This is a genomic window from Mycobacterium sp. RTGN5 (genome assembly GCF_033804465.1).
Taxonomy (GTDB): Bacteria; Actinomycetota; Actinomycetes; order Mycobacteriales; family Mycobacteriaceae; genus Mycobacterium.
In genome coordinates, this window is record NZ_JAPZLA010000001.1 from 906,811 (window position 1) to 923,468 (window position 16,658).

The window sequence follows — 16,658 nt, forward strand, 5'->3', positions numbered from 1 at the left end:
TCCGCCCCAGACTTGGGCGCGGTTTCGTGCGCACAGCGCTCGTTAGCGCGCCGAAAGCCGCCACGAGCGGGGGACCGCGACGCCGGCCGAACGCAGTTCGAGTACGGCCAGCCCGCGGATCGCGTACGGGTCCTCACGCCGCCAGGCCCCGACCGGGTCGAAGCTGACCTCGGTGAGCTTGCGCAGGGGCCGGTTGGCCAGTGCCCGCAGGGCCAGTAGCTGCTCACCCGCGGGGGTTCTGGCCAGCATGATGACCGTCCACTTGCGGCGGAAGAACCGGATGCGCAGGAACAGCCAGGGCATCCCGATCGCCAGGATCGGCGGTGCGGCCACCGCGATGCCCAGCAATACCGCCAGCCAGGAAGCCGTGGTGTCCAGGTTGTGGCCCGCCCCGGCGAGGTCGAGAGCGGCCTCGCTGGCCGCGCGCAGCGGCTTGGACACCGTGTCGCCGACCAGCGGGATCTTGTGTGCACTGTCGCCGGCCGAGTGCAGGTTGTCGGAGATCCCGGTCGCGCCGTCCTTGACCTGGCGGCCCACCTCGGCGATCGTCGCGACCGCGGAATGCACCCCGAGCCCGACGAGCACCCACACGGTGATCCACGACGCGACCAGAAAGTCGCTGGACAACTGAGCGATCAGCCGGCCTGGGGTGGTGGCGTAGGGCAGGAACCGCGATCTCATGGCTTGATCCCAGCACAGTCGTGCCGTGTGAGCGGCCGATAGGCTGACGCGATGCGCCCTGCTCTGAGCGACTATCAACATCTGGCCAGTGGGAAGGTTCGCGAGCTCTATCGCATCGACGACGATCATCTGTTGTTCGTCGCCAGCGACCGGATCTCGGCCTACGACTACATCCTGGACAGCCTGATCCCCGACAAGGGCCGCATCCTCACGGCGATGAGCGTGTTCTTCTTCGACTACATCGACGCGCCCAACCACCTGGCCGGGCCGCCCGACGACCCCCGCATCCCCGGCGAGGTGCTGGGCCGCGCCCTGGTGGTGCGCGAGCTGGAGATGGTGCCCGTCGAGTGCGTGGCCCGCGGCTACCTGACCGGCTCGGGCCTGCTGGACTATCAGCGCGACGGTAAGGTCTGCGGCATCGCGCTGCCCGCGGGCCTGGTCGAGGCCAGCCGGTTCGACGAGCCGCTGTTCACCCCGGCCACCAAGGCCGAGCTGGGCGATCACGACGAGAACATCTCGTTCGACCAAACCATCGAACTGGTCGGCGCCGTGCGTGCCAACCAGGTGCGGGAGCGCACCCTGCAGATCTACATCCAGGCCGCCGACCACGCCCTGACCAAGGGCATCATCATCGCCGACACCAAATTCGAGTTCGGTGTCGACGCCGACGACCGGGTGGTGCTGGCCGACGAGATCTTCACCCCGGACTCGTCCCGGTACTGGCCGGCCGACACCTACCAGCAGGGTGTGGTGCAGCCCAGCTTCGACAAGCAATTCGTCCGTAACTGGCTCACCGGACCCGAATCAGGCTGGGACCGCTACGGTTCCACCCCGCCACCACCGTTGCCCGAAGAAATCGTCGACGCTACCCGTGCCCGCTATATCGAAGCCTACGAACGCATTTCCGGATTGTCGTTCGCCGACTGGATCGGACCCAGTGCATGACTCCTCCCATCGCCAAGCGGGTCGACACCGAGCGTGTCTTCCATGACGATGTCTTTGTCGATCCCTACGAGTGGCTGCGGGAGAAGGTCGACCCGGAGGTCATCGGCCACCTCGAAGCCGAGAACACCTACGCCGACGAGGCCACTGCCTACCTCGAGCCGTTGCGGCAGAAGATCTTCGACGAGATCAAGGCTCGCACCAAAGAAACCGACATGTCGATTCCGACCCGGCGCGGCGATTGGTGGTACTACGGGCGCAGCTTCGAAGGCAAGCAATACGGCGCGCACTGCCGCTGCCCGATCGCCGGGGAAAATGACTGGGACCCGCCGGTGTTCGACGAGAACACCGATGTACCCGGCGAGCAGGTGCTGCTCGACGAGAACCTCGAGTCCGATGGCCACGACTTCTTCTCGCTCGGCGCCAGCAGTGTGAGCCTGGACGGGAACCTGCTGGCGTATTCGGTCGACGTCGTCGGCGACGAGCGGTACACCCTGCGGTTCAAGGACTTACGCACCGGTGAGCTCTATCCCGACGAGATCGTAGGCATCTCGTCGGGTGTGACGTGGGCGGCCGACAACGCCACCGTGTACTACACGACGGTCGACGAGGCGTGGCGCCCGGACACCGTGTGGCGCCATCGCCTCGGCTCCACTGAGCCCGATGAGCAGGTGTTCCACGAACCCGACGAGCGGTTCTGGATCGGCATGGGGCGCACGCGTAGCAACAAGTACGTGATCATCGCGGCCGGTTCCGCGATCACCTCGCAGGTCTGGTTCGGCGACGCCGCCGACCCGAACACCGAATTCACCAGCGTGCTTCCGCGTCGCGAGGGTGTCGAATATTCGGTGGACCACTCGGTCGTCGCGGGTGAGGACAAGTTCCTCATCCTGCACAACGACGGCGCCGTCAACTTCACCCTCGTCGAAGCGCCGGTCACGGATCCCACCGACCAGCGCACGCTGATCGCGGCACGCGACGACGTGCGCCTCGATGGCGTCGATGTCTTCGCCGACCACCTGGTGGTCAGCTACCGCAGGGAAGCGCTGCCGCGGATCCAGTTGTGGCCCATCGATACCGACGGCTACGGCACTCCCGAGGAGATCACCTTCGACTCGGAGCTGGCGTCTGCGGGATTGGCCGGCAATCCCAATTGGTCGACGCCCAAGCTGCGAATCGGCACCACCTCGTTCGTGACGCCGCTGCGCATCTACGACCTCGATCTGACCACGGGCGAGCGCACCTTGCTGCGCGAACAACCGGTGCTGGGCGGCTACGACCGCGAGGATTACGTCGAGCGCAGGGACTGGGCCGTCGCCGCCGACGGCACCCGCGTGCCGATCTCCGTCATTTACAAGGCGGGTATCGAATTCCCCGCTCCCGCACTGCTCTACGGATATGGCGCCTACGAGTCGTCCGAGGATCCTCGCTTCTCGGTGGCGCGGCTGTCGCTGCTCGACCGGGGAATGGTCTTCGCCGTCGCCCACATTCGCGGTGGCGGTGAGATGGGACGGCTCTGGTACGAGCACGGCAAGCTGCTCGAGAAGCGGAACACCTTCACCGACTTCATCGCGGTGGCACAGCATCTGGTCGACAGCGGCCTGACCCGGCCGCAGAATCTGGTGGCGCTCGGCGGTAGCGCCGGTGGTCTGCTGATGGGTGCCGTGGCCAACCTGGCGCCGGAGCTGTTCGCCGGAATCCTCGCCCAGGTGCCATTCGTGGATCCTCTGACCACCATTCTGGATCCGTCCTTGCCGTTGACGGTGACGGAGTGGGACGAGTGGGGAAACCCGTTGGAGAACAAGGACGTCTACTTCTACATGAAGTCCTACTCCCCGTACGAGAACGTCGAAGCCAAGGAGTATCCAGCGATCCTGGCGATGACGTCGCTGAACGACACCCGGGTGCTCTACGTCGAGCCGGCGAAGTGGGTTGCCGCCCTTCGGCACACCAAGACCGACGGGCATCCGGTGCTGCTGAAGACTCAGATGGCTGCCGGCCACGGCGGGATCAGCGGTCGCTACGAGCGCTGGAAGGAAGCGGCATTCCAGTACTCGTGGCTGCTGGCCACCGCTGGTGCTTGCTAGTGTCAGCCGCATGACTTTGACCGACATCCCGCTCACCACGCTTGCCGGCGCACCCACGTCGCTGGCCGACTACGCCGACCGCGCGGTCCTGCTGGTCAACGTCGCCTCCAAGTGTGGTCTCACTCCGCAGTACGAGGCCCTGGAGCAGCTGGCCCGCGATTACGCCGACCGCGGCTTGGCCGTGATCGGTGTGCCGTGCAACCAGTTCATGGGCCAGGAGCCGGGATCACCGGAGGAAATCCAGACCTTCTGCTCGTCCACCTATGGGGTGACCTTCCCGCTGCTGGCCAAGATCGACGTCAACGGGCCGGAGCAGCATCCGCTGTACGCCGAGCTCACCACGTTCGCCGACGGCGACGGTAAGGCCGGCGACATCCAGTGGAACTTCGAGAAGTTCGTGCTCGCACCGGGTGGAACCGTGGTCAACCGGTTCCGCCCGCAAACCACCCCCGATGCCCCCGACGTGGTCGCCGCGATCGAGGCGGTCCTGCCCGGCTGAACACCGATTGTCGTCTGACATCTTGATGCCAGACACCGTCTGGACACCTGAAATTGCCACACTGCGAACGTGGCTGGACAACTCATCGTGTCGGTGTCCGGGATCAGTGACCGGACGCTCGGCGGCGTCCGCGAGTTCTGTGGCGCACTCGACGACCGCAAGGTCCCGCTGTCGCTGCTCGTGGCGCCACGGCAAAAGGACGGCTATCGCCTGGAATCGGACCCGCACACCATCGGCTGGCTGACCAGCCGTCGCGCCGGCGGGGACGCGGTGGTGCTGCACGGGTTCGATGCGGCCGCCACCAAGAAGCGCCGCGGGGAGTTCGCCGCCCTGCCCGCGCACGAGGCCAACCTGCGGCTGATGGGCGCCGACCGGGTCCTCGAGCACGTCGGCCTGCGGACCCGGTTGTTCGCCGCGCCGGGTTGGACGGTCTCTGCGGGAACCGCTTTTGCCTTGCCACGCAATGGCTTCCGAGTACTCGTCGATTTGCACGGCATCACCGATCTGGTGTCCGGCGAGACCGTGCGCGCACGGGTGGTGGGTATCGGCGAAGGCTTCGTCACCGAACCATGGTGGTGCCGCACCCTGGTGCTCTCCGCGGAGCGCACCGCGCGCCGCGGCGGCGTCGTCCGATTGGCTGTCACCGCACGGCAACTCGGCAAGGTCGGTCCCCGTCAGGCCATGCTCGACGCGATTGATCTGGCCTTGATGCACGGCTGCGTGCCGGCGGTGTACCGCTGGGGAACCGACACCGCAGTCCCCGAGACGTCAGCGGCCTGAGCCACTGGCCGTCGTCGCCATCCCGCCGTCGATCGGGATGATCGCCCCGTTCACGTAGGAGCCGGCCCGGCTCGCGAGGAAGACCGCAATACCGGCCATATCGTCGTCGCGGCCGATGCGCCCCAGTGGCGACGAGGCCGCGATCGCGTCCCCGAACGCATCGAGGGTGGCTGCCATCATCTTCGACTGGAACGGGCCCGGCGCGACAGCGTTGACCGTGATGTGTTGTGGTCCAAGTTCTTTGGCCAGCACCCGGGTCAACTGGTGCAGTGCCGCCTTGCTGGCTGAATAGGAGTAGGTATTCATCACCGGGACGTGGATCCCGTCGATGCTGCCGATGTTGATCACGCGTGCCGGGTCGTCGTGCGTGCCCGCGTTGCGCAACGCGCCCACCAATTCCTGCACCACCCAGAACGGTGACTTCACGTTGAGGTCGAGCACCTTGTCCCACGCCGAGGCCGGGAACGACTCGAGCGGTTCGCCCCACGTCGCGCCGGCGTTGTTGACCAGGATGTGCAGCGCGTCGGTGTCGGCGAGAACCTCGCCGGCCAGCCGTTTGCACTCCTCCTGCTTCGACAGGTCAGCAGGAATGGCCCGCACCGTCCCGAACGCCGAGAGCTCCTCGACGGCCTCCGCGCACTTGTCGGCCTTGCGGGAACTGATGATCACGCTGGCCCCCGCCTGCAGCAGGCCGCGGGCGATCATCACCCCGATGCCACTGCTGCCGCCGGTGACCAGCGCGGTCTTGCCCGCCAGTCCGAACAGGTTCTCGAGATCGGTTGCGCTCATTGGTGTCTCCTTAAAGTTCTAGTCCGGGGGCTCTAGTCCGGCGGCTGGTCGAGCAGGTGCCGGCGCTGCGCTTCTTGCTGCGCGCGAAGCGCCTTGATGTCGTAGCGGGGGTCGCCGTCCAGGTCGAAGACGGCGCGTTTCGAGGCAGCGTGCCATCGCACTGCCACGATGTCGCCCACAGCGGGTTTCAGTCCTCCGACGGTGAAGGTATCGGTCAGCTCAACGCGGACAGGCTGCCCGCCGGCGGGGTGAACGTCGACGACGAATTCGTACTTGCGGTAGTCGTTGGTCGCGATCTTGGCTGCCTGCTGTGCGTGCACGACGGTCGCCTGAGCGCGTTGCCCGTGTCGGCGCACCCGCCAGTTGTCGAACATCAGTTGATCAATTCGCCTGTCTGCCTTGCGACCTCAGAATCGGAACGAGCTCTCCTCCGGCAGTACTCGGAAGTCGGTGTCGGTCATCTCGCTGAGCCGACCGTAGTAGATTCCCCGAGCCTCCGGAGCCACTATGCCCTGATGAATCGGGACCGCATGAGCCGGCGCCACCGCCCGCAGATAGTCGACCGCCTCGGAGATCCGCATCCACGGGGCGGCGGCCGGGGTGGCCAGCACGTCCACCGGCTCGTCGGGCACGAACAACGCGTCGCCGGGGTGCATCAGCCGGGCGGGGTGGTCGGCGTCGCCGACCAGGTACGAGATGTTGTCGATCACCGGGATCTCCGGATGAATGACGGCATGGCGGCCGCCGACCCCGCGGATGGTCAGCCCTGCGACGTTCAACGCGTCGCCGACGTGGACCGCGCGCCAGGGTTCACCGAGTTCGGCCGCGGTCGCCGGGTCGGCGTACAGCACCGCGTTCGGGTTGGCCTCGACCAGTGCGGGCAGCCGTTCCCGGTCGGCGTGGTCGGGGTGTTGATGGGTGATCAGGATCGCCGACAGGCCGGTCACGCCCTCGAAACCGCGGGAGAAGTTTCCCGGGTCGAACAACAACGTGGCACCGTCGAACTCGGCGAGAAGGCATGAATGCCCGAAATGCGTCAGTTCCATGTTTACGATTGTGCGCGCATGGGGAGGCGGGAACACGTGCGATTGGTCGTCGCGGTGGTGCTGGTGGCTTGCGGGCTCACCGTCGCGCCGCGTGCTGCCGCCGAACCCGATCTGTGCCCGCCCAATTGTGACCGCATCCCGGACGCGGCCTGGATCGCGCCGTGGGCGATGCCACTCAACGCTCGCTATACGTGGCCGCGGCTGGCGGGTGTGGCGGTGACCGCCGCCGCACCCCGGTTCCGTTTCGAGGAATTGTGCGGCACGCCGCCGGTGGCCCAGGATCCGCGCGCCTACGCCGTCGCCGAACGGGCGACGGTGGTGAACCCCGAGGGCCAGTGGCAGCTGCAGGCGACGGTGATGCACTGGCGCGGGGAGACCTGGCGTGGCGGGGAACTCGCCGACGACGTCTTTCACCGCGCTGTCGCCGCCCTGCGGTCCTGTCAGCGCACCAATCCGCAGGCCTCACCCTCGCTGACCATCGACCAGACGGACCGGATGGCCGCGGTGGTCAGCGGACCGGTGATCCTGCACCAGTACCTGGTGGCCAGCCCGGCCAACAGCACCGTGACCGAGCTGGCGCTGTGGTCGACGGCGCCGCCGCAGACGGCGTGGCCGGTGGCGGCCGACGAGACGGTGCTCGATGCGCTCGGCGCGCCACTGTGCACCGCCTACATCGGGTCGTGCCCGTGAGCCGCCGGTAGAGTTACCACCGCAACTTCCCCGACGTCAGCAGGAGAGCCCGTGGCCCGTGTAGTGGTCAACGTGATGCCCAAAGCCGAGATTCTCGACCCGCAGGGTCAGGCGATCGTCGGCGCACTGGGCCGGCTGGGACATGCCGGCGTGTCAGATGTCCGGCAGGGCAAGCGATTCGAACTCGAAGTCGACGATTCGATCAGCGATGCCGAACTCGCCGAGATCGCCGAGTCGCTGCTGGCCAACACCGTCATCGAGGACTGGTCCGTCACCAGGGAGCCGTCGTGAGCGCACGGATCGGGGTCATCACCTTCCCCGGCACGCTCGACGACGTCGACGCTGCCCGCGCGGTGCGGCTGGCCGGCGCCGAAGCCGTCAGCCTCTGGCACGGTGACGCCGACCTCAAAGGCGTCGATGCCGTCGTCGTCCCGGGTGGTTTCTCCTATGGCGACTACCTGCGCTGCGGTGCGATCGCGAAGTTCGCGCCCGTCATGGGCGAGGTCATCACGGCGGCCAACGCGGGTCTGCCGGTGCTGGGCATCTGCAACGGATTCCAAGTGCTGTGCGAGGCCGGGCTGCTGCCGGGTGCGCTGACCCGCAACGCCGGCCTGCACTTCATCTGCCGCGACGTGTGGCTGACGGTGGACTCCATCACCAGCGCGTGGACGTCGCGCTACGAGTCGGGTGCCGAGCTGCTGGTGCCGCTGAAATCCGGTGAGGGCCGCTACGTGGCCAGCGACGCCGTGCTCGACGAACTCGAGGGCGAGGGCCGGGTGGTGTTCCGCTACGCGGACAACCCCAACGGCTCGATGCGCGGCATCGCGGGCGTCAGCTCGGCCAACGGCCGGGTCGTCGGGCTCATGCCGCACCCCGAACACGCCACCGAGGCGCTGACCGGCCCGTCCGACGACGGGCTCGGCCTGTTCCTCTCGGCGCTGGATGCGGTGCTTGCCGCGAGCTAGGCGGTGAGCGCGACCGACGCCTCGGCGGTGTAGCAGAGGAACGTCAGCGTCTCCTGCATGTACAGCTGCACGGTGTCGGCGTCGTGGCTCAGGTATCCGATCGCGACATCGGTGCCCAGCTGCAGATCGAAATCCCCGCCACGGGTGCTCAGCAGGAACGCGCCGTCGATGGCGGGCGCCCAGATGATCTCGCCATCCACCAGCCGGTTGAGGTGCTCCCGGATCGGATAGCCGTGCTCGGTGGTCTCGCTGACCTTCGTGTACGCATCGGCGGACAGCAGCACCGAGTAGGGGCCGTCGACACCGGCCAGCCGCAGCTCCGAGAGCGCTTGGGCGAACACGTCGGGATATTCGCGGGCATCCTCGGGCAGCGCCAGCGCCGGGTTGGAGCTGCAGCTGCGGATCCCGTCGATCGACGCCGCCGAGTACCCCTCGAAGATCGCGCGATCCTCGATGAACGCCAGCTTCTTGGCGGCTTCCTTGACCGGATCCCAGTCGGAGTCCTGCGCGCCGCGCTCCACGTCATCGATCGCGGTGCGCGACACGGTGAACGGCACCCGCAGCCGCACCAGCGGCTTGGCCTCCCTGAGGTGGGCCACCACACCATCGCCTGGTGCGGACACGTCGAGCAGGTGGCCGGTGCTGATCGCGGCCGTCACCGGCCCGCCCGGCTCGCTGACGTCGACGACCCGCCGCCCGGCGATGTGCCGCTTGAACGTCCGGGTGGCCTCCAATTCGATTTCGTCCCAGGCTGATTCGGTGATGGGAGCGAGGTCGCGGTACAGGTTGTTCATCAGGGCTGTCCTTTCAGGCTGCCGATCGCCAAAGAGCCGTCGGATGGGGTGGCAGTGGTCGGGGGTGCCGCCGCGATCTCGCCGAAGTCCGGCAAGGGCGGGGGATCATCGAGAAAGTCGACAACCGGGGTGAAGAACAGCGACCCAGTGACCGCGGTGGAGAAATCGAGGATGCGGTCGGTGTTACCGGGCGGGTCGCCGATGAACATGTTCTCCAGCATCTTCTCGGTCACGTCGGGTGAGCGCGAGTAGCCGATGTAGTACGTGCCGGATTCGCCCGTGCCGATCTCCCCGAAGGGCATGTTGGCCCGGACGATCTTGAGCTCGTTGCCGTCGGCGTCCTCGATCACGTTGAGCGCGAGGTGGGAGTTGGCCGGCTTCACGTCGTCGGCCATTTCGATGTCCTCGAGCTTGGTGCGGCCGATGACGTTCTCCTGCTCGGTCACCGACAGCGACTCCCACGACGTCATGTCGTGGACGTACTTCTGCACGTGGACGTAGCAACCGCCCGCGAAATCCGGGTCCTCGTCGCCGATCTCGGTGCTGCTGTGGGCTAGCGCGCCGTCCGGGTTCTCGGTGCCGTCGACGAAGCCGAGCAGGTCGCGGTTGTCGAAGAACTTGAAGCCGTGCACCTCGTCGACGATCGTGATCGCGCCACTCATCGCCTTGGCCACCCGGCCGCCCAGCTCGAAGCAGACGTCGAGCACCTCGGCGCGGATGTGGAACAGCAGATCACCCGGGGTCGACGGGGCGTGGTGACGAGCGCCACTCAGCTCCACGAACGGATGCAGGTCCGCCGGACGCGGCCCGGCGAACAACCGATCCCACGCGGCCGAACCGATCGAAGTGACCATCGACAGGTGTTTGGTCGGATCGCGAAAGCCGATCGCACGAATCAAGCCCGACAGGTCGGCCAGGGCGTCGTGCACCACCGCTTCGCCGCCGTCGTCGATGGTCGCCACCAAAAAAATGGCCGCCGGTGTCAAGGGCGCCAGCACCGGTTGCGGCTGTGGAGGAGGCACCGTTAGACCCTAACCAATACGGCGTCGGCGATGATGGTGAACATGTCCACAGGTGCCAGTGCGCACGGGTTGTGCGAGTTCATCGACGCGTCGCCGTCGCCGTTCCACGTCTGCCAGACGGTGGCGCAGCGCCTGCGGGCCGCCGGGTACACCGAGCTGGCCGAGACCGATCGCTGGCCCGACCGCGTCGGCCGGTTCTTCACGGTGCGCGCCGGCTCGCTGGTTGCCTGGAACAACCCTGCGACTACCGGCAACGACGCCAACCGCCCGTTTCGCATCATCGGCGGCCACACCGACAGCCCCAACCTGCGCGTCAAACAGCATCCGGACCGGGTGGTGGCCGGCTGGCAGATCGTCGCGCTGGAACCGTACGGCGGGGCGTGGCTGAACTCCTGGCTGGATCGCGATCTCGGGATCAGCGGGCGGCTATCGGTGCGCGACCCCGACGCCGTCGGTGGGGTGTCGCACCGGTTGGTGCGCATCGACGAGCCCATCCTGCGGGTACCGCAACTGGCCATCCACCTCGCCGACGACCGCGCCGCCGTCAAGCTCGATCCGCAGCGTCATGTCAATGCGGTGTGGGGTCTGGGGGAGCAGCCGCGGTCCTTCCTCGACTACGCCGCCGAATGGGCCGGGGTGCCCGCTGCCGACCTGCTGTCCGCCGATCTGATGACCCACGACCTGACCCCATCGACGCTCACCGGCGTCGACGATCAATTCGTCAGCGCCCCCCGACTGGACAACCAGGGCACCTGCTACGCCGGGCTGGAGGCATTTCTAGCCGCCGAACCGCGCGGCGCACTCCCGGTGCTGGCCCTGTTCGACCACGAAGAGGTCGGCTCGACCTCCGACCACGGCGCCCAGTCCGATCTGCTGCTGACGACGCTGGAGCGCATCGTGCTCGCCTCGGGTGGCGACCGCGAGGACTTCCTGCGCCGGCTGACGGCGTCGATGGTGGCCTCCGGTGACATGGCCCACGCGACCCACCCCAACTATCCCGACCGGCACGAACCCGGACACCTGATCGCGGTCAACGGTGGTCCGGTGCTCAAGGTGCAGCCCAACCTGCGCTACGCCACCGACAGCCGTACCGCGGCCGCCTTCGAACTGGCCTGCAGGCAGGCCGGCGTGCCGCTACAGCGTTACGAGCACCGCGCCGATCTGCCGTGCGGCTCGACCATCGGGCCGATGACCTCGGCGCGGACCGGCATCCCCACCGTGGACGTCGGCGCGGCCCAGCTGGCCATGCACTCCGCCCGCGAGCTGATGGGCGCGGCCGACGTCGGTGCGTATGCGGCTGCGCTACAGGCATTTCTGTCACCGGCCTAGCGGCGTTGTTGGACCGAAGTTCGCCCCTTGGCGAACAGAATCGCCGGGGCGCGGAGCCGCGCCACTAGACTGTTCCCGTGACATCTGGGCTCACTGGAGCTGTCGACACCGTCGACCACGCGACGACCACCCCCGAGCACCCGCAGCCGTATCGCGAACTCGGCCTCAAAGACGACGAATATCAGCGGATCCGGGACATTCTCGGCCGCAGGCCCACCGACGCCGAGCTGGCGATGTACTCGGTGATGTGGAGTGAGCACTGCTCCTACAAATCGTCCAAGGTGCACCTGCGCTACTTCGGCGAAACCACCACCGACGAGATGCGGACGGCGATGCTGGCCGGTATCGGCGAGAACGCGGGCGTCGTTGACATCGGCGACGGCTGGGCAGTGACGTTCAAGGTGGAGTCGCACAACCACCCGTCCTATGTCGAGCCCTATCAGGGCGCGGCCACCGGTGTCGGCGGCATCGTCCGCGACATCATGGCGATGGGCGCGCGGCCGGTGGCGGTCATGGACCAGCTGCGCTTCGGGGCGGCCGACGCCCCCGACACCCGCCGGGTGCTCGACGGTGTGGTCCGCGGAATCGGCGGATACGGCAACTCGCTCGGCCTGCCCAACATCGGCGGCGAGACCATCTTCGATCCGTCCTACGCGGGCAATCCTCTGGTCAACGCGCTGTGCGTGGGGGTGCTGCGCAAGGAGGACCTGCACCTGGCGTTCGCCTCCGGGACCGGCAACAAGATCATTCTGTTCGGCGCGCGCACCGGTCTGGACGGCATCGGCGGAGTGTCGGTACTGGCCAGTGACACCTTCGGCGGTGACGAAGGCTCCGGGCCGGGCCGCAAGAAACTCCCCAGCGTGCAGGTCGGCGACCCGTTCATGGAGAAGGTGCTCATCGAGTGCTGTCTCGAGCTGTACGCCGCCGGTCTGGTGATCGGTATCCAGGACCTCGGCGGCGCAGGATTGTCCTGTGCCACTTCAGAATTGGCATCAGCCGGTGACGGCGGGATGTCCATCGAACTGGAGAAGGTGCCGCAGCGGGCGGCCAACATGACGCCCGCCGAGATCCTGTCCAGCGAGTCGCAGGAACGCATGTGCGCGGTGGTGTCCCCGGACAACGTCGAGGCGTTCATGGCCGTCTGCCGCAAGTGGGAGGTGCTCGCGACGGTGATCGGTGAAGTCACCGACGGCGACCGGCTCCAGATCACCTGGCACGGCCAGACCGTCGTCGACGTGCCGCCCCGTACCGTCGCTCACGAGGGCCCGGTCTACCAGCGACCGGTGGCCCGCCCGGACTGGCAGGACGCGCTGATCGCCGACACCTCGGACGCCCTGCCGCGGCCGGCCACCGGCGACGAGCTGCGTGCGACTTTGCTTGCGCTGGTTGGCAGTCCGCATCTCTGCAGCCGGGCCTTCATCACCGAGCAGTACGACCGCTACGTGCGCGGCAACACCGTACTCGCCGAACATGCCGACGGCGGCGTGCTGCGCATCGACGAAGCCACCGGTCGCGGTATCGCGGTGTCCACCGATGCCTCCGGGCGCTACACGCAGCTCGACCCCTACACCGGCGCGCAGCTGGCCCTGGCCGAGGCCTACCGCAACGTCGCGGTCACCGGCGCCACCCCGATCGCGGTGACCAACTGCCTGAACTTCGGCTCGCCCGAGGACCCCGGTGTGATGTGGCAGTTCGCCCAGGCCGTCCGCGGACTGGCCGATGGCTGTGCGGCCCTTGGGATTCCGGTCACCGGCGGCAACGTCAGCTTCTACAACCAGACCGGCGCGACGGCCATTCTGCCCACCCCGGTAGTCGGGGTGCTCGGCGTCATCGACGACGTCAGCCGACGACTGCCCACCGGGCTGGGCAACGAACCGGGGGAGACGCTGTTCCTGCTCGGTGACACCCGCGACGAGTTCGACGGCTCGGTCTGGGCGCAGGTCACCGCCGACCACCTCGGGGGTGTGCCTCCGACGGTCGACCTGGCCCGCGAGAAGCTGCTGTCTGAGGTGCTGGCTGCGGCGTCGCGCGACGGGCTGGCGTCGGCCGCGCACGACTTGAGCGAAGGCGGACTCATCCAGGCGGTGATTGAGGCGGCCCTTGCTGGTGAAACCGGTTGCCGCATCGTGCTTCCCGAACAGGCCGACCCCTTCGTCGCGCTGTTCTCGGAATCAGCGGGCCGCGTCCTGGTCGCCATACCGCGTACCGAGGAGACCCGATTCACGGCGATGTGCGAAGCCCGCGGACTGCCGGCAACCCGCATCGGGGTGTCCGACCCGGGTTCGGATTCCGTTGAGGTCCAAGGCTTGTTCACGGTGACGCTGGACGAGTTACGCACCACCAGCGAGAAAGTGCTGCCCGGGCTTTTCGGATGACCAGCGCGGTCGACGACGTCACCGGTGAGGCGCAGGCCCCGCCCGCGCCCCGGCGTCACCGCGAGTCGCTGATCGAGTGGGCGTGGAGCCTGCTCCGGCTGGACTTCGTCGGCGTGGCGTTCGGGGCGCTGTTCTTCTGTCTGTCGCTCACGCCGTCGTTGATGCCGCGCGACTGGGTGCTAGCGGGTGCGATCGGCGGCATCAACGCGGCGATCGGCTACGGCCTCGGTGTGTTGGCCGGCTGGGTGTTTCGCCGGCTGTTCCTCGACCACCGGTCCTGGTGGCCACCCGGGCCCAAGGTCCTTCTCGGGCTGAAGACCGCGACCATCGTGCTGTCGATCGGCGCCAGCGTGCTGATTCTGGTGCCGGCCGCCGCCTGGCAGCGCCAGATCTCGGCCGTGATGGGCATCGAGGGATTCTCCACCCTGGTGTATCTGCGCACGCTGCTCGTCGCACTGGTCGCCGGCGGCCTGCTGGTCGGCCTGGCGCGGGTGATCAAGGACGCCATCAAGTTCCTGGCCCGCATGATGATCCGGCGCTGGAACCTCAACGACGAAGTGGCGATGTTCATCGGCACCGCGATCGTCGTGGTGCTGGTCATCACCCTGGTCAACGGGGTGCTCTACCGTGGCTTCATCGCCGGTGCCAACGCGATGTTCCAGCCCGTGAACGACACCACCAGACCCGGCATCTCACAGCCCTTCCAGCCCGAAAGATCAGGCAGCCCAGCGTCATACGCGCCATGGGACACCCTGGGGTTTCAAGGCCGTAACTTTGTGGCCACCGGTCCGCACGCCCCCGAGCTCACCGAACTCAACGGCCGGCCCGCCAAGGAACCCATCCGGATCTACGCCGGCCTGGACACCGCCGACACCCTTGAGGGTCAGGTAGCCGTCCTGCTCTCGGAACTGCAGCGCACCAAGGCGTTTGAACGCAAAGCGCTGGTGATCATCCCCACCACCGGCACGGGCTGGGTCGACCCTGTCGCCGCGCGCGCGATCGAGTCGATGTACAACGGCGACACCGCGCTGGTGGCCATGCAGTACTCGTATCTGCCGAGCTGGATCTCGTTTTTGGCCGACCAGCGGAAGTCGGTCGAGGCAGGCAACGCGATGATCGATGCCATCCACCAACGGTGGCTGCAATGGCCCGAAGCCAGCCGGCCCAAGCTGATGCTCTATGGCGAGAGCCTGGGCTCGATGGCCGGCCAGGGCGCGTTCGGTTATCTGCCCGCTGTGGTGGACAAGGGGTTCTCCTCGGTGCTCTGGGTGGGACCACCCAATGCCAGCACACTGTGGAAGGCACTGACCGTCCGGCGTGACCCGGGCACCCCGGAAGTGCAGCCCTGGTACGACGCCGGTCGGACCGTGCGGTTCGCCCAGGCGGCCAGCCCGGCCGAAATCGCCGGTGTCGCAGCGTCTCCGCCGTGGAAAGGCACCCGGGTGCTGTACCTGCAACACCCGTCGGATCCGGTCGTGTGGTGGACACCCGACCTGCTCTTCGACCGGCCGGACTGGTTGAAGGAACCGCCGGGCTTCGACCGCAGCGCTGCCATGCGCTGGTATCCGATCATCACGTTCTGGCAAGTCAGCGCGGATATGGCCGGAAACGTCACCAGCGCACAGGCATCACCGATCGGGCATGGCCACAACTACGGCGACAGTCAGCTCGACGGGTGGGTCGCGGTCGCCGCTCCCGACGGCTGGACTCCCAAGGACACCGAACGGATCCGCGGCGCGCTTGCGAAGCTCATCGCCGCCGGCGGCCCCGAATTCCAGTGATTACCAAGGATTCCGGCACGCCGGCCGGGCGTGCGATCGCCAGTACCGCGTTCGCGGCTGCCGTCGGTGCGCCCTTGGGCCTGCGGCCGCCGCAGCTGTGGACGGGATTGCGGACCGGCGCTGTGGCCGTCGGGTTGGTGGCCACAACCGTCGTGGCATTGACCGCGGTGCCCCGGGTACGTGCCGGGATGGAGGCCCGCCGCATCCCCGCGGATCCGGTCCGTTGGCTGGTGCTGGAGATTCCGATCGCCACGGCCTGGACGGAAGAGATGCTCTTTCGGGGCGTGCTGCAGACTCTCGCCGTGCGAGCGATCGGGCCGACCGTCGGCCCGCTGGTGCAGGCCGCCGCCTTCGGGCTTTGGCACATCCCGGATGCAAGGAGGGTCGGCGATCCGGTTTTCGGCACCGTGGTGGTGACGGCCATGGCCGGCTGGGTGTTCGGTTGGTTGGCCAAGCGGTCGGGGAGCCTGCTGGCTCCGGTGCTCGCGCATGCGGCGTTCAACGAGTCGGCCGCAGTGGCGGCGCTGGTCGTCCAGCGTTAATCGCCTGTCGTCCCGCGATTTTGCAGGGAAATCCCTGTATCGCCGACCAGTCACGCCCTTCTAGGTTCGATCTGGGGGGACCGTCGCGGAATGCTCGGCTCCGCCCACAGGGGGTAGTCCTCGAGCCTGCGAAGGGGGTGATTCCATGATCAGGATCCTGAGTCGTCTGAGCCGCGCGTTCTCGATGCGCAGCGATGCGTCGATCAAGCACGATGTGCGCCGGCTTAGCCGCGCGTTCTCGACGCGCAGCGACGCGTCGATCAAGCACGCGGTGGTGCCGCTGATCTGAACGCAGTGTGCGGTGTGCTGCCCAACCCCAATGAGATGCGCGGCACA

Annotated in this window: 18 protein-coding genes; 12 read left to right on the forward strand and 6 right to left on the reverse strand. The window is 67.5% G+C overall.

Features of this window, described 5'->3' with window-relative positions; genetic code table 11:
* Window positions 1-42: 42 nt before the first annotated feature.
* A complete protein-coding gene (locus tag SLQ31_RS04390; RefSeq protein ID WP_319429993.1) occupies window positions 43-681 on the reverse strand; it encodes a hypothetical protein in 639 nt (212 codons plus the stop codon).
* A 51-nt stretch (window positions 682-732) separates the two neighbouring features.
* On the opposite strand from SLQ31_RS04390, the gene SLQ31_RS04395 reads away from it, so the two are divergent.
* The 4 genes from SLQ31_RS04395 to SLQ31_RS04410 all read left to right on the forward strand — a co-directional run bounded on the left by SLQ31_RS04395 (window position 733) and on the right by SLQ31_RS04410 (window position 4,989).
* Window positions 733-1,626: a phosphoribosylaminoimidazolesuccinocarboxamide synthase gene (locus tag SLQ31_RS04395; protein ID WP_319429995.1), complete on the forward strand. Its 894-nt coding sequence runs from the start codon at window positions 733-735 to the stop codon at window positions 1,624-1,626.
* The gene (locus SLQ31_RS04400; protein ID WP_319429997.1) at window positions 1,623-3,710 is read left to right on the forward strand and encodes a S9 family peptidase; all 2,088 of its coding nucleotides are present in this window, start codon (window positions 1,623-1,625) and stop codon (window positions 3,708-3,710) included. The genes SLQ31_RS04395 and SLQ31_RS04400 overlap by 4 nt, the downstream gene beginning before the upstream one ends.
* Window positions 3,711-3,720: 10 nt before the next feature.
* Window positions 3,721-4,209, forward strand: a complete 489-nt coding sequence (locus SLQ31_RS04405) for a glutathione peroxidase (protein WP_319429999.1) — start codon at window positions 3,721-3,723, stop codon at window positions 4,207-4,209.
* Between the two features lie 69 nt (window positions 4,210-4,278).
* Entirely contained in the window at window positions 4,279-4,989 is a 711-nt protein-coding gene (locus tag SLQ31_RS04410; RefSeq protein ID WP_319430001.1) for a DUF2334 domain-containing protein, read from the forward strand.
* Here SLQ31_RS04410 and SLQ31_RS04415 read toward each other — a convergent pair.
* Genes SLQ31_RS04415 through SLQ31_RS04425 form a run of 3 tightly spaced genes read right to left on the reverse strand, consistent with a single transcriptional unit; the run spans window position 4,978 to window position 6,824 of the window.
* Entirely contained in the window at window positions 4,978-5,778 is an 801-nt protein-coding gene (locus SLQ31_RS04415) for an SDR family oxidoreductase (RefSeq protein ID WP_319430002.1), read from the reverse strand. The genes SLQ31_RS04410 and SLQ31_RS04415 overlap by 12 nt on opposite strands.
* A gap of 32 nt (window positions 5,779-5,810) precedes the next feature.
* Window positions 5,811-6,152: a hypothetical protein gene (locus SLQ31_RS04420; protein WP_319430004.1), complete on the reverse strand. Its 342-nt coding sequence runs from the start codon at window positions 6,150-6,152 to the stop codon at window positions 5,811-5,813.
* Window positions 6,153-6,185: 33 nt separating this feature from the next.
* The gene (locus tag SLQ31_RS04425) at window positions 6,186-6,824 is read right to left on the reverse strand and encodes an MBL fold metallo-hydrolase (protein ID WP_319430005.1); all 639 of its coding nucleotides are present in this window, start codon (window positions 6,822-6,824) and stop codon (window positions 6,186-6,188) included.
* Here SLQ31_RS04425 and SLQ31_RS04430 point away from each other — a divergent pair.
* Genes SLQ31_RS04430 through purQ form a run of 3 tightly spaced genes read left to right on the forward strand, consistent with a single transcriptional unit; the run spans window position 6,801 to window position 8,479 of the window.
* Window positions 6,801-7,514, forward strand: a complete 714-nt coding sequence (locus SLQ31_RS04430) for an ATPase (RefSeq protein WP_319430007.1) — start codon at window positions 6,801-6,803, stop codon at window positions 7,512-7,514. The genes SLQ31_RS04425 and SLQ31_RS04430 overlap by 24 nt on opposite strands.
* A 51-nt stretch (window positions 7,515-7,565) precedes the next feature.
* Window positions 7,566-7,805 (forward strand): phosphoribosylformylglycinamidine synthase subunit PurS, encoded by a 240-nt coding sequence (gene purS / locus SLQ31_RS04435; RefSeq protein ID WP_319430009.1) that lies wholly within the window; start codon window positions 7,566-7,568, stop codon window positions 7,803-7,805.
* Window positions 7,802-8,479 (forward strand): phosphoribosylformylglycinamidine synthase subunit PurQ, encoded by a 678-nt coding sequence (purQ, locus tag SLQ31_RS04440; RefSeq protein WP_319430011.1) that lies wholly within the window; start codon window positions 7,802-7,804, stop codon window positions 8,477-8,479. Before purS ends, purQ begins: the two co-directional genes overlap by 4 nt.
* Here the strand turns inward: purQ and SLQ31_RS04445 are convergent.
* The gene (locus SLQ31_RS04445) at window positions 8,476-9,273 is read right to left on the reverse strand and encodes a family 1 encapsulin nanocompartment shell protein (protein ID WP_319430013.1); all 798 of its coding nucleotides are present in this window, start codon (window positions 9,271-9,273) and stop codon (window positions 8,476-8,478) included. The two genes, purQ and SLQ31_RS04445, sit on opposite strands and share 4 nt — an antisense overlap.
* Window positions 9,273-10,295, reverse strand: a complete 1,023-nt coding sequence (locus SLQ31_RS04450; RefSeq protein WP_319430014.1) for a Dyp-type peroxidase — start codon at window positions 10,293-10,295, stop codon at window positions 9,273-9,275. The genes SLQ31_RS04445 and SLQ31_RS04450 overlap by 1 nt, the downstream gene beginning before the upstream one ends.
* Before the next feature lie 42 nt (window positions 10,296-10,337).
* Here SLQ31_RS04450 and SLQ31_RS04455 point away from each other — a divergent pair, with 42 nt between their 5' ends.
* The 5 genes from SLQ31_RS04455 to SLQ31_RS04475 all read left to right on the forward strand — a co-directional run bounded on the left by SLQ31_RS04455 (window position 10,338) and on the right by SLQ31_RS04475 (window position 16,611).
* A complete protein-coding gene (locus tag SLQ31_RS04455) occupies window positions 10,338-11,624 on the forward strand; it encodes a M18 family aminopeptidase (RefSeq protein ID WP_319430016.1) in 1,287 nt (428 codons plus the stop codon).
* Between the two features lie 77 nt (window positions 11,625-11,701).
* A complete protein-coding gene (purL, locus tag SLQ31_RS04460) occupies window positions 11,702-13,999 on the forward strand; it encodes a phosphoribosylformylglycinamidine synthase subunit PurL (protein ID WP_319430018.1) in 2,298 nt (765 codons plus the stop codon).
* Complete coding sequence (locus SLQ31_RS04465; RefSeq protein WP_319430020.1) at window positions 13,996-15,780, forward strand: alpha/beta hydrolase; 1,785 nt, start codon at window positions 13,996-13,998, stop codon at window positions 15,778-15,780. The genes purL and SLQ31_RS04465 overlap by 4 nt, the downstream gene beginning before the upstream one ends.
* On the forward strand, window positions 15,777-16,322 hold the full coding sequence (locus tag SLQ31_RS04470; RefSeq protein WP_319430021.1) for a CPBP family intramembrane glutamic endopeptidase: 546 nt from the start codon (window positions 15,777-15,779) through the stop codon (window positions 16,320-16,322). The genes SLQ31_RS04465 and SLQ31_RS04470 overlap by 4 nt, the downstream gene beginning before the upstream one ends.
* 145 nt (window positions 16,323-16,467) lie before the next feature.
* A complete protein-coding gene (locus tag SLQ31_RS04475) occupies window positions 16,468-16,611 on the forward strand; it encodes a hypothetical protein (RefSeq protein WP_319430023.1) in 144 nt (47 codons plus the stop codon).
* The last annotated feature ends 47 nt before the right edge of the window (window positions 16,612-16,658 follow it).

Coding starts and splice junctions, on each gene's coding strand:
- SLQ31_RS04465 (WP_319430020.1), top strand. CDS start 13,996: ATGACCAGCGCGGTCGACGACGTCACCGGTGAGGCGCAGGCCCCGCCC.
- SLQ31_RS04400 (WP_319429997.1), top strand. CDS start 1,623: ATGACTCCTCCCATCGCCAAGCGGGTCGACACCGAGCGTGTCTTCCAT.
- SLQ31_RS04430 (WP_319430007.1), top strand. CDS start 6,801: ATGCCCGAAATGCGTCAGTTCCATGTTTACGATTGTGCGCGCATGGGG.
- SLQ31_RS04390 (WP_319429993.1), bottom strand. CDS start 681: ATGAGATCGCGGTTCCTGCCCTACGCCACCACCCCAGGCCGGCTGATC.
- SLQ31_RS04420 (WP_319430004.1), bottom strand. CDS start 6,152: ATGTTCGACAACTGGCGGGTGCGCCGACACGGGCAACGCGCTCAGGCG.
- SLQ31_RS04425 (WP_319430005.1), bottom strand. CDS start 6,824: ATGGAACTGACGCATTTCGGGCATTCATGCCTTCTCGCCGAGTTCGAC.
- SLQ31_RS04455 (WP_319430016.1), top strand. CDS start 10,338: ATGTCCACAGGTGCCAGTGCGCACGGGTTGTGCGAGTTCATCGACGCG.
- SLQ31_RS04405 (WP_319429999.1), top strand. CDS start 3,721: ATGACTTTGACCGACATCCCGCTCACCACGCTTGCCGGCGCACCCACG.
- SLQ31_RS04445 (WP_319430013.1), bottom strand. CDS start 9,273: ATGAACAACCTGTACCGCGACCTCGCTCCCATCACCGAATCAGCCTGG.
- SLQ31_RS04395 (WP_319429995.1), top strand. CDS start 733: ATGCGCCCTGCTCTGAGCGACTATCAACATCTGGCCAGTGGGAAGGTT.
- SLQ31_RS04475 (WP_319430023.1), top strand. CDS start 16,468: ATGATCAGGATCCTGAGTCGTCTGAGCCGCGCGTTCTCGATGCGCAGC.
- SLQ31_RS04415 (WP_319430002.1), bottom strand. CDS start 5,778: ATGAGCGCAACCGATCTCGAGAACCTGTTCGGACTGGCGGGCAAGACC.